13 protein-coding genes are annotated in these 13,958 nt (G+C 77.3%); 5 read left to right on the plus strand and 8 right to left on the minus strand.

All coding sequences use genetic code 11. The features are described from left to right. Position 1 precedes the first annotated feature (1 nt). Positions 2–973: an aldo/keto reductase gene (locus D5H78_RS02140; RefSeq protein ID WP_119948734.1), complete on the minus strand. Its 972-nt coding sequence runs from the start codon at positions 971–973 to the stop codon at positions 2–4. A 54-nt stretch (positions 974–1,027) separates the two neighbouring features. On the opposite strand from D5H78_RS02140, the gene D5H78_RS02145 reads away from it, so the two are divergent. Beyond that, positions 1,028–2,005: an SdiA-regulated/phytase-like domain-containing protein gene (locus D5H78_RS02145; protein WP_119948735.1), complete on the plus strand. Its 978-nt coding sequence runs from the start codon at positions 1,028–1,030 to the stop codon at positions 2,003–2,005. 33 nt (positions 2,006–2,038) lie between these two features. Here the strand turns inward: D5H78_RS02145 and thiD (D5H78_RS19645) are convergent, their stop codons facing one another. The 3 genes from thiD (D5H78_RS19645) to thiE form a co-directional block, all read right to left on the minus strand. Beyond that, the gene (gene thiD / locus D5H78_RS19645) at positions 2,039–2,890 is read right to left on the minus strand and encodes a bifunctional hydroxymethylpyrimidine kinase/phosphomethylpyrimidine kinase (protein WP_245941574.1); all 852 of its coding nucleotides are present in this window, start codon (positions 2,888–2,890) and stop codon (positions 2,039–2,041) included. After that, positions 2,887–3,552 (minus strand): thiaminase II, encoded by a 666-nt coding sequence (tenA, locus tag D5H78_RS19650; protein ID WP_218566131.1) that lies wholly within the window; start codon positions 3,550–3,552, stop codon positions 2,887–2,889. Before tenA ends, thiD (D5H78_RS19645) begins: the two co-directional genes overlap by 4 nt. A gap of 108 nt (positions 3,553–3,660) precedes the next feature. Then, entirely contained in the window at positions 3,661–4,329 is a 669-nt protein-coding gene (gene thiE / locus D5H78_RS02155) for a thiamine phosphate synthase (RefSeq protein ID WP_119948736.1), read from the minus strand. A gap of 109 nt (positions 4,330–4,438) precedes the next feature. On the opposite strand from thiE, the gene thiO reads away from it, so the two are divergent. Genes thiO through D5H78_RS02170 form a run of 3 tightly spaced genes read left to right on the plus strand, consistent with a single transcriptional unit; the run spans position 4,439 to position 6,574 of the window. Then, on the plus strand, positions 4,439–5,602 hold the full coding sequence (gene thiO, locus D5H78_RS02160) for a glycine oxidase ThiO (protein ID WP_165865561.1): 1,164 nt from the start codon (positions 4,439–4,441) through the stop codon (positions 5,600–5,602). Further along, positions 5,599–5,799, plus strand: a complete 201-nt coding sequence (gene thiS, locus D5H78_RS02165; protein WP_119948738.1) for a sulfur carrier protein ThiS — start codon at positions 5,599–5,601, stop codon at positions 5,797–5,799. The genes thiO and thiS overlap by 4 nt, the downstream gene beginning before the upstream one ends. 1 nt (position 5,800) lies before the next feature. Continuing rightward, positions 5,801–6,574, plus strand: coding sequence for a thiazole synthase (locus tag D5H78_RS02170; protein ID WP_119948739.1), 774 nt, complete (start codon positions 5,801–5,803; stop codon positions 6,572–6,574). A 17-nt stretch (positions 6,575–6,591) separates the two neighbouring features. On the opposite strand, the gene thiD (D5H78_RS02175) is transcribed toward D5H78_RS02170, so the two are convergent. The 3 genes from thiD (D5H78_RS02175) to D5H78_RS02185 all read right to left on the minus strand — a co-directional run bounded on the left by thiD (D5H78_RS02175) (position 6,592) and on the right by D5H78_RS02185 (position 9,958). Then, entirely contained in the window at positions 6,592–7,422 is an 831-nt protein-coding gene (gene thiD, locus D5H78_RS02175) for a bifunctional hydroxymethylpyrimidine kinase/phosphomethylpyrimidine kinase (RefSeq protein ID WP_245941575.1), read from the minus strand. 8 nt (positions 7,423–7,430) lie between these two features. Beyond that, a complete protein-coding gene (gene serC, locus D5H78_RS02180; RefSeq protein ID WP_119949293.1) occupies positions 7,431–8,549 on the minus strand; it encodes a phosphoserine transaminase in 1,119 nt (372 codons plus the stop codon). Positions 8,550–8,641: 92 nt separating this feature from the next. After that, positions 8,642–9,958 (minus strand): M14 family zinc carboxypeptidase, encoded by a 1,317-nt coding sequence (locus tag D5H78_RS02185; RefSeq protein WP_425472907.1) that lies wholly within the window; start codon positions 9,956–9,958, stop codon positions 8,642–8,644. Positions 9,959–10,163: 205 nt separating this feature from the next. Between D5H78_RS02185 and pdxH the strand changes: the two genes are divergently transcribed. Beyond that, positions 10,164–10,814 (plus strand): pyridoxamine 5'-phosphate oxidase, encoded by a 651-nt coding sequence (pdxH, locus tag D5H78_RS02190; RefSeq protein WP_177891084.1) that lies wholly within the window; start codon positions 10,164–10,166, stop codon positions 10,812–10,814. A 369-nt stretch (positions 10,815–11,183) separates the two neighbouring features. Here the strand turns inward: pdxH and D5H78_RS02195 are convergent, their stop codons facing one another. Continuing rightward, positions 11,184–13,838 (minus strand): sensor domain-containing protein, encoded by a 2,655-nt coding sequence (locus D5H78_RS02195; protein WP_119948740.1) that lies wholly within the window; start codon positions 13,836–13,838, stop codon positions 11,184–11,186. Between the last annotated feature and the right edge of the window lie 120 nt (positions 13,839–13,958).

The following is a 13,958-nucleotide window of genomic DNA, read 5'->3' on the forward strand; positions in this document are numbered from 1 at the left end:
CTCACCACGCGTACGCCTCGGGCGCGGGCCCGCCGGGGCCGGGGAAGACCGCGTCGAGCCGCTCGAGCACGTCCTCGCCGAGGTCGAGCTCGAGCGCGCGCAGCGACCCGTCGAGCTGCTCCAGCGTCCGCGGGCCGACCAGCGGGGCCGTGACGCCCGGCCGGCCGAGCAGCCACGCGAGGGCGACGTCGGCCGGCTGCTCGCCCAGCTCGCGGCACAGGTCCTCGTACGCCTGCACCGTGCTGCGGTGCCTGCCCAGCAGCTCGCGCAGGCGCGGCGAGGCCCGCCGGCCCTCCTCCGCCCTGCCGAGGGCGCCCGCGAGCAGGCCCTGCATGAGCGGGGACCACGGGACGACGCCGATGCCGTAGTCCTGCGCGGCCGGCAGCACCTCCAGCTCCACGTCGCGCACGAGCAGGTTGTAGATCGACTGCTCGCTCACCAGCCCGAAGGAGCCGCGCCGCCGGGCGGCCTCCTGCGCCTTGGCCAGGTGCCAGCCCGCGAAGTTCGACGAGCCGACGTACACGACCTTGCCCTGGTGGCGCAGCACGTCCATCGCCTCCCACACCTCGTCGAAGGGCGTGGAGCGGTCGACGTGGTGCATCTGGTACACGTCGACGTAGTCGGTCCGCAGCCGGCGGAGGGAGGCGTCGCACGCATGGCGGATGTTCCGGGCCGACAGGAAGGTGTCGTTGGGCCAGTCGCTCATCGACCCGTAGAGCTTGGTGGCGAGCACGGTGCGCTCGCGCCGGCCGCCGCCCTGGGCGAACCAGCGCCCGATGATCTGCTCGGTGACGCCCTCGCCCTGCACCCACCCGTAGACGTTCGCGGTGTCGAAGAAGTTGATGCCGTGCTCGTGCGCCCGGTCCATGATCGCGTGGGAGTCCTCCTCGGAGGTCTCCGGCCCGAAGTTCATCGTGCCGAGGCACAGCCGGCTCACGCAGAGGCCGCTGCGCCCGAGGTGGGTGTGCTCCATGCGCCCACGCTGCCACAGCCCGCCCCCGGCCGCGCCGGGCGCAGGACCGCGGCGGTGGCCGCCGGCGTGCTCGCGGTGCTCCCGTCGGCGGCCGCCGCGGCCGCCGCGGCCTCCCCGGACGTCGTGCTGCGCATCGAGGACCCGGGCATCACCGAGTCCAGCGGCCTCGCGGTCGGGGTGCGCCACCCCGACGTGCTGTGGACGGTGGACGACAGCGGCGGCGGCCCCGTCGTGCACGGCGTCGGGCGCGACGGCAGCACGGTCGCCGAGCTCGAGCTCGAGGGGGTCGAGCCGCGGGACTGGGAGGCCCTCGCTCCGGCCCGGACGCCCGACGGGCGCCCCGCCCTGCTCGTCGGCGACATCGGCGACAACTCCGCGAGCCGCGACCGCGGCATCCTCCTGCACCTCGTCGAGGAGCCGCGCGACCTGGGCAGGACGAGCGCGCCGGTCGTCGCGTCGTACCGGCTGCGCTACCCCGACGGGCCGCGCGACGCCGAGGGCCTGGCGGTCGACCCGCGCGACGGCAGGGTCCTCGTGGTGAGCAAGGAGCTGCTCGGCGGCGGGGTGTACGCGGCCGCGGCGCCGGACCCCGACGGCCCGACGGTCCTCGAGCGGGTCGCGGACGCGCCGTCGCTGGTCACCGACGCGGCCTTCCTGCCGGACGGCCGGCTCGTGCTCCGCGGCTACCAGGGCGCCCGCGTGCTGGGCCCGGACCTCGCGACGCTGGGCTCGTTCGACCTGCCCAGCCAGCCGCAGGGCGAGACGCTGGCGGTGGACGGGGACGGCACGCTGCTCATCGGCAGCGAGGGGGAGCGCAGCGAGGTGCTGCGGGTGCGCCTGCCGGAGGAGCTCGCCGCCGCCGCGGCGGGGCCGTCGCCGTCCGCGTCCCCGCCACCCGGCGACGACGGGCCCGACGAGGAGCTGCCGTGGCCGGGAGGCGGCGAGCCGTCCCGGCTGGTCCTGCTCGCCCTCACCGCGGGCGCCGTGGGGGCGCTCGTGCTGCGGGTGCGGGCCCTGCGCCGGCGCCGCTGACCCGGGGCCGCCCACGGCCCCCGGGCGGGGCCCTCAGCCGGCGGTGCTGGGCACGGCCGCCGGCGGCTCCTCGGCGGGCCAGTCGCGCACCCGCCAGCGGTGGCCGACCGGTCCCGCGCCGGCCCCGGCGGGGTAGGCGTCCACGACCGCGGCGGTGACGTACTGCTTGCCCCGGCGGACCGCCTCGACGACGTCGAGGCCCTGCGCGAGCCAGGCCGTCGTCGCCGCGGCCAGGCAGTCGCCCGTGCCGTGGGTGTGCGGGGTGGCGACGCGCGGGGCACGCAGCTCCAGCACGCGCTCGCCGTCGAAGAGCACGTCGACGGCCGGCTCGCCCTCGGCGACGTGACCGCCCTTGACCAGCACCCACCGCGGCCCGAGCGCGTGCAGGGCGCGCGCCGCCTCGACCTGCCCCGCCCGGTCGGTGACCGGCAGGCCGGTGAGCAGGCGCGCCTCGGGGGCGTTGGGGGTGACGAGGGTGGCGAGCGGGAGCAGCCGGGTGCGCAGGGCGTCGAGCGCGTCGGGCCGCAGCAGCCGCGAGCCGTGCATCGACGCGCAGACCGGGTCGACGACGAACGGCCCGACGTCCAGCCGCTCCACGACGTCCGCGACCGCCTCGATGATGGGGGCCGAGGCGAGCATGCCGGTCTTCGTCGCACCGACCCCGATGTCGCCGACGACGGCCTCGACCTGGGCCGCCACGACGTCGGCCGGGACCTCGTGCACGCCGGTGACGCCGCGGGAGTCCTGCACGGTGACGGCCGTCACCGCGGTGGCGCCGTGCACCCCGCAGCACAGGAACGTGCGCAGGTCGCACTGCAGCCCGGCGCCGCCGCCGGAGTCCGAGCCGGCGACGGTCAGCGCCCGCGGCGGGACCCCGCCGCTCACAGCGGCCACCCCTCGAGCCGCCAGGAGGCGTCCCAGAACATCCACTCGTACCGGGTCGAGGTGCGGAAGGCGCTCTCCATGAGCGCCTGCTCCCGCGGGCCGGGCGCGAGCCGGTCGGTGAGGTCGAGGACCGCGTCGACGACCGCGGAGAAGTCGTCGCCGCCGTACGCCGCCACCCAGCGCGCGTAGAGCGGGTCGGGCGACGACCGCGGCAGCAGCTCGCGGCCCACCTCGCGGTAGACCCAGTAGCAGGGCAGCACGGCCGCCACCCCCTCCGCCCACGAGCCGGTGTGCACGGCGGTGAGGAGGTGGTCGACGTACGCCCGCGTGGTCGGCCCCGGCGGGACCGCGTCGACCGGCGCCCCGTCGAGGTCGTCGAGGAACTCCTCGTGCAGGCCCTGCTCGACGGCCACCGCGCCCACCGCGTGCTCGGCGAACATCGCCGCGGACGGCTCGTCGGGCGCCCGGGCGGCGAGGGCGCGCAGGGCGCGGGCGTACCCGCGCAGGTAGTGCGTGTCCTGCACGACGTAGTGCCGGAAGGCGTCGCGCGGCAGCGTCCCGTCGGTGAGGCCCGCGAGGAACGGGTGCTCCAGGACCGCGGCGTACAGGTCCTCGCTGCCGGCCCACAGCAGGCCGCTCGTGCTCGTCCGGACGTCCGTCATCGTCTCCCTCTCCCTCCGCCGGCATGACCCGGAGCAGGTTCGACGGTCGGCGGCCCCAGCCGCCCTCTCAGCCCGCTCGGTGCGGGCTCCCGTGGTGCGCCACGGACGCTACACCGCGGCGCGCCCCCGCACCCGCCGGGCCAGCTCGGCGGCCGCGGCGCCCGGGTCCTCCGCCCCGGTGAGCGCGCGCACCACCACGACGCGGCGCGCGCCGGCGTCGAGCACCTCGTCGAGGGTCCCCAGGTCGACGCCGCCGATGGCGAACCACGGCTTCGCGGTGCCGAGGGCGGCGGCGTGCCGGACGAGCCCGAGCCCGGCGGCCGGCCGGCCCGGCTTGGTCGGGGTCGCCCACGTCGGCCCGACGCAGAAGTAGTCGACGGCGGGGTCCGCGGCGGCGGCGTCGGTCTCCGCCGGCCGGTGCGTCGAGCGCCCGAGCACGGGCCCCGCGCCGAGCAGGGCGCGGGCGGCGGGCACCGGCAGGTCGTCCTGGCCGAGGTGGAGCACGTCGGCCCCCGCGGCGTGCGCCACGTCGGCCCGGTCGTTCACCGCGAGCAGCGCGCCGTGGCGCCGCGCGGCGTCGGCGACGACCTCGAGCAGCGCCAGCTCCTCGCGGGCCTCGAGCCCCTTCTCGCGCAGCTGCACGACGTCGACGCCCGCCCCGAGCACCGCGTCGAGGAAGGCGGGCAGGTCGCCCTGGCGGCGCCGGCCGTCGGTGCAGAGGTAGACGCGGGCGTCCTGGAGCCGGTCGCGGAGCGGGTCACGGGGGGAGGTCGTCACGGGGACGAGCGTGCCACGGCGGCCGGGGCTAGCCTGGGGCGGAGCACGGGAGCCCGGCAGCGGGCTGAGAGGGCGGGCAGGCCGCCGACCGTCGAACCTGATCCGGGTCATGCCGGCGAAGGGAGCGCACGTGGAGGGCTCGTACGACGCCGTCGTCGTCGGCGCCGGCGTCATCGGCGCGGCGGTCGCCTGGCGGCTCGCCGGGCGGGGGCTGTCCGTGGCCCTCGTCGACCCCGCACCCGGCGCCGGGGCGTCGCGGGTGGCCGCGGGGATGCTCGCGCCGGTCACCGAGGTGCACTACGGCGAGGAGCCGCTGCTGCGCCTGAACCTCGCGGCCGCGGAGCGCTACCCGTCCTTCGTCGCCGAGCTGCGCGAGGCGGGCGGCGACCCGGCGTACCGGGAGAGCGGCACCCTCGCGGTCGCGCTCGACCGGGGAGACCGGGACGCGCTCGCCGAAGTACGCGCTTTCCAGCGCTCGCTCGGGCTCGAGGTCACCGAGCTGAGCGGGCGGGAGTGCCGGCGGCTCGAGCCGATGCTCGACCCCGCCGTGCGCGGCGGGACGCTCGTCGCGGGCGACCACTCCGTCGACCCGCGGCGGCTGCACGCGGCCCTCGTGGCGGCGGGCGGGCGCGCCGGGGTGCAGGTCGTGCCGCGGGCGGTGGCCGAGGTGCGGGTGGTCGACGGGGCGGTGCGGGGCGCGGTCCTCGACGACGGTGCGCACCTCGCCGCCCCGGTCGTCGTGGTGGCGGCCGGCAGCCGCAGCGGGCTGCTGCCGGGGCTGCCGGGGGCGGCGCGCCCCGACGTGCGCCCGGTGAAGGGCCAGGTGCTGCGGCTGCGGGTGCCACCGGCGTACCGGCCGCTGCTCAGCCGCACCGTGCGCGCGACGGTTCACGGCGCGGACGTCTACCTCGTGCCGCGCGAGGACGGGGAGCTCGTGGTCGGCGCCACCGTGGAGGAGCTCGGCTGGGACGAGCAGGTCACCGCGGGCGGGGTGTGGCAGCTGCTGCGCGACGCCCGCGCCCTGCTGCCGGCCGTCACCGAGCTGGCCTTCGTCGAGGCGAGCGCGGGGCTGCGGCCCGGGTCGCGGGACAACGCCCCCGTGATCGGCCCGGCCGGCGTCGAGGGGCTCGTCGTGGCCACGGGGCACTACCGCAACGGGATCCTCCTGGCGCCGGTGACCGCCGACGCGGTCGCCGCCCTCGTCGTCGACGGCGCGCTGCCGCCGGTCGCGGCGCCCTTCGCCCCCGCGGCGCGCGAGGGGGTGCCGGCGTGAGCGTCCTCGTCAACGGCGCCCCGCGCGACGTACCGCCCGGTGCGACGGTCGCGGACGTCGTCGCCGCCCTCACCACCGCGCCCACCGGCGTCGCGGTGGCCCGCAACGACGAGGTCGTGCCGCGCGGCGCGTGGGCGACGACCGCGGTGTCCGACGGGGACCGCCTGGAGGTCCTCACCGCCGTGCAGGGGGGCTGACGTGGACGACCCGCTCGTCATCGCCGGGGAGGCGTTCTCCTCCCGGCTCATCACGGGCACCGGCGGCGCGCCGAGCCTGGACGTGCTCGAACGCGCGCTGCGCGCCAGCGGCACCGAGCTGACGACGGTGGCGATGCGGCGCGTCGACCCGGGGTCCCGCGGCTCGCTGCTCGACGTGCTCGCGCGGTGCGGCGTGCGGCTGCTCCCCAACACCGCGGGCTGCGCGACCGCGGGGGAGGCGGTGCTCACCGCGCGGCTCGCCCGCGAGGCCCTGGGCACGCACTGGGTCAAGCTCGAGGTCGTCGCCGACGAGACCACGCTGCTCCCCGACCCCGTGGAGACGCTCGACGCGGCCGAGCGGCTCGTCGACGACGGGTTCGCCGTGCTGGCGTACACCAGCGACGACCCGGTGCTCGCGCGCCGCCTCGAGCAGGCCGGCTGCGCGGCGGTGATGCCGCTCGGGGCCCCGATCGGCACCGGGCTGGGCGTGCTCAACCCGCACAACGTCGAGCTCATCGCCGCGACGCTCTCGGTGCCGGTCGTCCTCGACGCCGGCATCGGCACCGCCTCGGACGCCGCGCTCGCGATGGAGCTGGGCTGCGACGCGCTCCTGCTCGCCACCGCGGTGACCCGCGCCCGCGACCCCGAGCTCATGGCGACCGCGATGCGCCACGCCGTCGAGGCCGGCCGGCTCGCCCGCCGCGCCGGGCGGATCCCGCGCCGCCGCCACGCGCAGGCGTCCTCGCCGGTGGACGGGCGCGCCGACCTCGCCTGAGCCGGGGGGACCCCCGCTCAGGCGGGGACCGCGGGCGGCGGATCCTCGGCCGGCCAGTCCCGCACCCGCCACCGGTGCCCGACCGGCCCGACGCCCGACCCGACCGGGTACGCGTCCGCGACGGCGGCGGTGACGTACTGCTTGCCGCGCCGCAGCGCCTCGACGAGGTCGAGGCCGCGGGCGAGCCACGCGGTGGTGGCGGCGCCCAGGGCGTCGCCGGTGCCGTGCACGTGCCGGGTCGGGATGCGCTCCGCGCTGAGCTCGAGGACGTCGGTCCCGTCGTAGAGCACGTCGACCGCGGGCTGGTCCGGCGGCAGGTGCCCGCCCTTGACGAGCACCCAGCGCGGGCCGAGGTCGTGCAGCGCGCGGGCCGCCTCGACCTGGCCCGCGCGGTCGCGCACCGGCAGCCCGGTGAGCAGGCGCGCCTCGAGCACGTTGGGGGTCACGAGCGTGGCGAGCGGGAACAGCCGCCCGGTCATCGCCGTCAGCGCGTCGGGGTGCAGCAGCGGCTCGCCGTGCATCGAGGCGCTCACCGGGTCGACGACGAACGGGGCCACCCCGAGCCGCGCCACGACGTCGGCGACGGCGTCGATGATGGCGCGCGAGGCGAGCATGCCGGTCTTCGCCGCGCCCACGCCGATGTCGGTGACCACGGCCTCGACCTGCGCGGCGACGACCTCGGCCGGCACCTCGTGCACGCCGGTGACCCCGAGCGAGTTCTGCACCGTGACCGCCGTGACGGCCGCGGTGCCGTGCACCCCGCAGCACAGGAAGGTGCGCAGGTCGCACTGCAGGCCGGCGGCGCCGCCGCTGTCCGAGCCCGCGATGGTGAGGGCCCGCGGCGGCACCCCGCCGCTCAGGACCGCCCCACGACGTGGTCGATGCACGCGGTGAGCGCCTCGACGTCGGCCGGCTCCACCGCGGGGAACATGCCGACCCGCAGCTGGTTGCGCCCCAGCTTGCGGTAGGGCTCGACGTCGACCACGCCGTGCGCGCGCAGCACCTTCGCCACCGCCGCCGCGTCGACCGCGTCGTCGAAGTCGACGGTGCCCACGACCTGCGAGCGCTGCGCGGGGTCGGCGACGAAGGGGGTCGCGAAGGACGAGCGCTCGGCCCACCCGTACAGCCGGGAGCTGGAGTCGGCGGTGCGGGCGACGGCCCAGTCGAGCCCGCCCTGCCCGTTCATCCAGTCGAGCTGGTCGGCGAGGAGGAAGAGGGTCGCCACGGCCGGGGTGTTGTACGTCTGGTCCTTGCGGCTGTTGTCGACCGCCGTCGGCAGGTCGTAGAACGGCGGGACCCAGCGGTCGGAGGCCGCGATCTCCTCGATGCGCGCGAGCGCGGCCGGCGAGAGCACGGCGATCCAGAGGCCGCCGTCGGAGGCGAAGACCTTCTGCGGCGCGAAGTAGTAGGCGTCGGCCTGCGCGATGTCGACGGGCAGGCCGCCGGCCCCGGACGTCGCGTCGACGAGCACCAGCGCGCCCTCGTCCGCGCCCTCGACGCGGGCGATCGGCATCGCGACGCCGGTGGAGGTCTCGTTGTGGGTGAGCGCGTACGCGTCCACCCCCGCCTCGGCCCGCGGCAGCGGGTGGGTGCCGGGGTCGCTCTTCACGACGCTCGGCTCGGCGAGGAACGGCGCGCCCCCCGTCACCGCGGCGAACTTGGAGGAGAACTCGCCGAAGTGCAGGTGCTGCGACTTCTCGCGCACGAGGCCGAACGCCGCGATGTCCCAGAAGGCGGTGGAGCCGCCGTTGCCGAGCACGACCTCGTACCCGTCGGGGAGGCCGAAGAGGGCCGAGACGCCCTCGCGCACCCGGCGCACGAGCCCCTTGACCGGCGCCTGGCGGTGGCTCGTCCCCATGAGGCCCGCCCCCTCGGAGGCGAGCGCGGCGAGCGCCTCGGGCCGCACCTTGGACGGGCCGCAGCCGAAGCGCCCGTCGCGCGGCAGGAGGTCCTCGGGGATGGTGGTCTGCGCCAGGTCGCTCACGTGCTGCCTCTTCCGGGGGAGACGAGGGAGGGCCGGCGGGCCGTCTCGCGACGGCCCGCCGGCCCCAGTCTGTCAGCCCCCGCTCAGCCAGCGGACGCGGTCCGCTCGCGCGCGGCCTGGCGCAGCACGCGGGCGTCCTCGTCGGCCTCCTCGGCCGAGCCGATGCTCGGCCCGCGCTCGGGGATGGCGTCGTACACGGCGGGGTCGAGCTGCTCGACCCGGCCCGAGGCGACCGAGGACAGGATGCCGTCGAGCCCGATGTACGCGGTGCGGGTCAGCACGGCGCGGTACTGCTGCCCGAGCGTCTGCGTCTGGCCGCGGATCTCGAACAGGACGGTGCCGCTGCCGTTGAGGCCGAAGGCCCCGAGGGCCGTGCCGGGCAGGTTCGTGTCCTGCGGGTAGAGCGTGATGTTGCCGAAGACCGGCCGCTGGTTCGCCTTGCCCTGCAGGGCGTTCCAGGCCGCCACGTTGAGCTGCTTGGAGTACTCGAGGTCGTACGTGTCCGCGTACTCCTCCAGCTCGGGGTCGCTCGCCGGGTCGTCGATGAACTTGCCCGAGATCGACATCGTCACGAACTCGTCCGGGTCGTCCGGCATGACGTAGCACGCGCCCTGGTGGTGCAGGTCGACGTACGTGTCGACCTCGCCGAACTCCGCCTGCAGCCCCCGGTAGAGGTCACGGACCGTCTGCGCCTCGGGCGTGATGAACCAGCCGGTCTCGGCCGAGCTGCCGGGGAAGTCCTCGGGCTGCGGGAAGTACGACAGGTCGGGGTTGTAGTCGCGGTTCACGTCGAAGCCCGGGCGCGAGGCGTAGTCGTCGCCCTGGATCTCGCGGGTGTAGTAGTTCCACGCCGGCTCGCTGCCGCGCAGCTGCGGGAACCGCGCCGTGACCTGGTCCCACGTCATGTCGTTGCCGCGCCGGTCGAGCTCGGCGGCGTCGGGGTTCATCTTGGGCACCGCGACGATGGTCAGCTCGCTGCGCCACTGCCGCGCCTTGCGGGTGTCGGAGGTGCCGACCCAGTCGAGCAGGTCGAGCACGGCCTCCGTGCCGACCTTCTCGTTGCCGTGGATCTCGCTGGTGAGCAGGACGACCTTGTCGCCCTCGCCGACCCGCGCCGTCCAGATCTCCCGGCCCTGGTTGCTGCGCCCCGCGACCTCGACCTCGACGCGGCCCTCGCTGACCCGCTCGATGCGGGCCAGCTCGTCGCGCAGCTCCTCGTGGTCGGTGAACTCGTTGATCGGCAGGTCGCGCGGCTGGTCGCTGCACGTCGGCGCGGCCGCCATGAAGGCGCGGTCCGAGGGCTGCGCGCGGTCGAGGGCGGCGGAGGACGCGGGCGGCGCGGCGGCGGGCGCCGGGGCGGCGCTGGCCTGGGCGCCGGTGAGGGTGGCGCCGAGCGCCAGGGCGGTGGCCGCCGCGGCGAACGTACGGCGGCTGCGCAGCAGCGGGGAGGGGGCGGGGGACGGCACGAGCGCCTCCAGGAGGGGGTCGGCCGGGGCGGATCAGCCCACGGTGAGCAAGACCTACCAGAGCGCAGCGAGCCGGGACAAGGGTCGCGGAGCGGGCTGAGCACCCGGCGGGTGCGGGCCCGCGTGCCAGCATGGGCCCGTGACCGACCCCGCCGCCCTCGCGGCCCTGCGCCGCGACTACGCCCTCGCCGGGCTGTCCGAGCAGGACCTCGCCGGCGACCCGTACGCGCAGTTCGCCCGCTGGTTCGACGACGCGGTCCGCGCCGGGCTCCCCGAGCCCAACGCGGTGGTCCTCGCGACGGCGGCGCCGGACGGGCAGCCGTCCGGGCGGACCGTGCTGCTCAAGGCGTACGACGCGCGCGGCTTCGTCGTCTTCACGAACCACCGCTCCCGCAAGGGCCGGGAGGTCGAGGCCAACCCGCGCGCCTCCCTGGTCTTCCCGTGGTTCCCGGTCGAGCGCCAGGTGGTCGTCGTCGGCGCGGTGGAGCACGTGGCGCGCGAGGAGACCGAGGCGTACTTCCGGACGAGGCCGCGCGGCTCGCAGCTGGGGGCCTGGGCCAGCGAGCAGTCCGCGGTGGTGGCCTCGCGGGCGGTGCTGGAGGAGCGCTACGCCGAGCTCGAGCGGCGGTTCCCCGAGGGCGAGCCGGTGCCGGTGCCGCCGCACTGGGGCGGGCTGCGCGTGGTGCCCGCGACGGTGGAGTTCTGGCAGGGCCGCTCGTCGCGGCTGCACGACCGGCTGCGCTACCGCCGCGACGCCGGCGCGTGGGTCGTCGAGCGCCTCGCGCCCTGACGCGCGCGCCGATCACCGGGAGGGGCGCGGAGGGGGAGCGGGCCCGGGACGCAGACGACCCGCGGGCTGCCCCCTCGTGCGAGGGAGGCTGCTGGGAGGAACGACTCCCCAGCGCCCGCGGGTCGGGTGACTGCCTCGTCCTCGCCGGCCGCTACGCGCGCGGTGCGCGCGGACCAGTCGGCGTCGGCCCCGGAGGGGCCTTCTCTGCGGTCGTGCGGCTAGCGGACAGCCACCTCACGCGTTCCCGAAGTACTCAAAGCTCCGGACCACCTCCTTTCCCGTGTACGACGAGCGTACGTCGCGCTCCGGCGCTGCACAACGCGGTTCCCCGTCCGGTCCGTGGTGGTTCGCCAGGAGCGCACGCAGGGGTCAGCAGGCGGCCTGCGGCGCGAGGTCGAGCCGGGCCGCCGGCACGGGGCGCCCGAAGTAGTAGCCCTGGCCCTCGTCGCAGCCCAGCTCGCGCAGCAGCGCGCACGCGGCCCGGTCCTCGACGCCCTCGCCGACCACCCTCAGGTCGAACGAGTGCCCGAGGTCGATGACGGTGCGCACCAGCCCGTGGTCGGTGCCCGGGCGCCCGGCGTCGCGCAGGAACGAGCGGTCGATCTTCAGCTCGTGCACGGGCAGGTCGCGCAGGTACGCCAGCGAGGAGTAGCCGGTGCCGAAGTCGTCGAGGGACAGGCGCACCCCCGCCTCGCGCAGGCGGGCGACGACGTCGAGGGCGCCGGCCGGGCTCTGCATGACGGCGCTCTCGGTGAGCTCGAGCTCGAGCGCGGAGGCCGGCAGCCCCACCCGGTCGAGCTCCTCGAGGACGCGGGCGACCAGGTCGCCGTCGTGCAGGACGCGCGCGCTGAGGTTGACCGCGACGGCCCGGGGCGTCCCCGCGTCCTGCCAGGCGCGGGCCTGGTCGAGGGCGAGCCCGAGGACCCGCCACGTGAGCGGCGCGATGAGCCCGGTGCGCTCGGCGAGGGGGATGAACGCGTCGGGCGGCACGAGCCCGTGCCCCGGGCGCTCCCAGCGCACGAGCACCTCCACCGAGGTCGTGGCGCCGCTGCACAGGTCGACCTTGGGCTGGTAGTGCAGCACGAGCTGGTCCCCGGCGATGGCCTCGCGCAGGGCCGCGGACCGGGCGAGGCGGTCGGGGCCGGCCGGGCTCCCGTCCGGCTCCTCGCCGCGGTGCACGGCCACCCCGCCGGCGAGCCCCTTGGCCCGGTACATCGCCAGGTCGGCGCGCTTGAGCAGCGCGTCGGCGTCCTCGCCGTGCTCGGGGGCCAGGGCGATGCCGACGCTGGCGTCCACGTGCAGCGCGAGCGAGCCCGCGTGCACCGGGTCGGCCAGCCGCTCGCGCACCGCGGCGGCCACGGTGACCGCCTCGTCCGGCGAGGGCAGCCCGGGCAGGACGACCGCGAACTCGTCGCCGCCGAGGCGCGCCACGGTGTCCCCCGCCCGCGTGGCGGTGCGCAGCCGCCCGCCCACGACGCGCAGGACCTCGTCGCCGGCGTCGTGCCCGAGCGTGTCGTTGACCTCCTTGAAGCCGTCGAGGTCGAGCAGCAGCAGGGCGACCGCGCCGCCGGCGCGCCGGCGCTGGCGCAGGGCCTGCTCGAGGCGGTCCACGAGCAGGACCCGGTTCCCCAGCCCGGTCAGCGGGTCGTGCAGCGCCTGGTGGCGCACCTCCTCCTCGGCCCGCAGCCGGGTGACCGCGGTCGCGAGGACGGTCGCCACCGCCTGCAGGAAGGCGACCTCCTCCTCGCCGAGCCGCCGCTCGGCGGGGGCCTGGGCCACGAGGACCCCGAAGGGGGCGGCGCCCGCCGCGCTCGGGCGCACCACCGGCACGACGGCGCTGCCGCCGGCGTCGCGCAGCGCCCGCGCGAGGCGGTCGCGGCCCGGCAGCAGCGAGGCGTCCGCGGCGAGCGCGGGTTCGCCCGTGGTGAGCGGCGGGCCCAGCAGGGGGTCCGCGCGGTCGTACGGGACCCGGGCGAGGCCCCGCACCCCGCCGGGCCAGCCGGCCGTGGCGCGCGCGAGGAGCCCGTCGCCGCGGGGGAGCAGCTCCAGCACGGCGGCCCGCTCCACCTCGAGCGCGCCGACCACCGCGGACGCCGCCTCGTCGAGCAGGTCGTCCAGGCCGCCGCCGGCGAGCGCGTGCTGGCCGAGCCGGGCCACGGCGGCCTGGCGCTCCTCGGCCCGCCGCAGGCCGGTCACGTCGTGCAGGACGAGGGCGAGGCCGCGGTCGGCGCGGTCCGCGCGGCCGGCGCCGGCGCCGCCGTCGGGGTGCGCCGCGGTGCCGGACGGCAGGACCGAGACGTGCAGGGCGCCGCGGCGCCCGTGCGCCGCCCGCCGCAGGCGCACCGAGCCGTACTGGGGCCGTCCGGTCCGCAGCGCCGTGGCGAGCAGGCCGTGCGGTCCGTGCAGGACGCTGCCGGAGGACTGCTCGGCGAGCAGCGCCTCGAGCCGGCCCAGCGGGGCGCCGGGGGCGGCGGCGGCCCCGAGCAGGCGCTCGGCGGCGGGCGAGGTGGTCCGGACCAGCAGGTCGGCGTCGTACTCGAGCGCGCCGACCGGCAGGTCCTCGTGGACCGCGCCGTGCGCGCCGAGCTCGAGCAGCGGCGCGTGCTCGCGCACCGACCGCTCCGCCGCGCGCCGCTCGGTGACGTCGGTGAGGGTGCCGACGTTGGCGACGGGGGCGCCGTCGGGCCCGCGCAGCAGGCGCGAGTGGAGCTGCACGAGGCGGTGCCCGCCGTCGCGGGTGAGGTAGCGGCCCTCGTGGTGGCAGACGTCGGCCCCGCCCTCGACGACGGCGAGGAAGAGCGCCAGGGTGGCGGGCACCTCGTCGGGGTGGACCCAGTCGAGGAACGGCCGGCCGAGGCTCTCCGCGACGGGCCAGCCGGTGAGCGCGGTCCAGGCCGGGTTGAGGTACGTCCACCGCCCCTCGGCGTCGGTCCGGAACACCACGACGTCGAGCGCGTCGACGAGGTCCTCCGGCAGGGCAGGGGTGTCGTCCGCGACGCCCGCAGCCCTGCGTAGCGGTTCCATGACGGGATATGAAACCACCGCCGGAGCGGGGTGGCGTGGCGGCGTAGCGGCGTGGAGGTGGTCCCGGTGGCTCGTGGTGCGGCTCGTGGTGCGGCTCGTGGTGCGGCGGCTCGTGGCGCG

Source organism: Vallicoccus soli (assembly GCF_003594885.1).
GTDB lineage: Bacteria > Actinomycetota > Actinomycetes > Motilibacterales > Motilibacteraceae > Vallicoccus > Vallicoccus soli.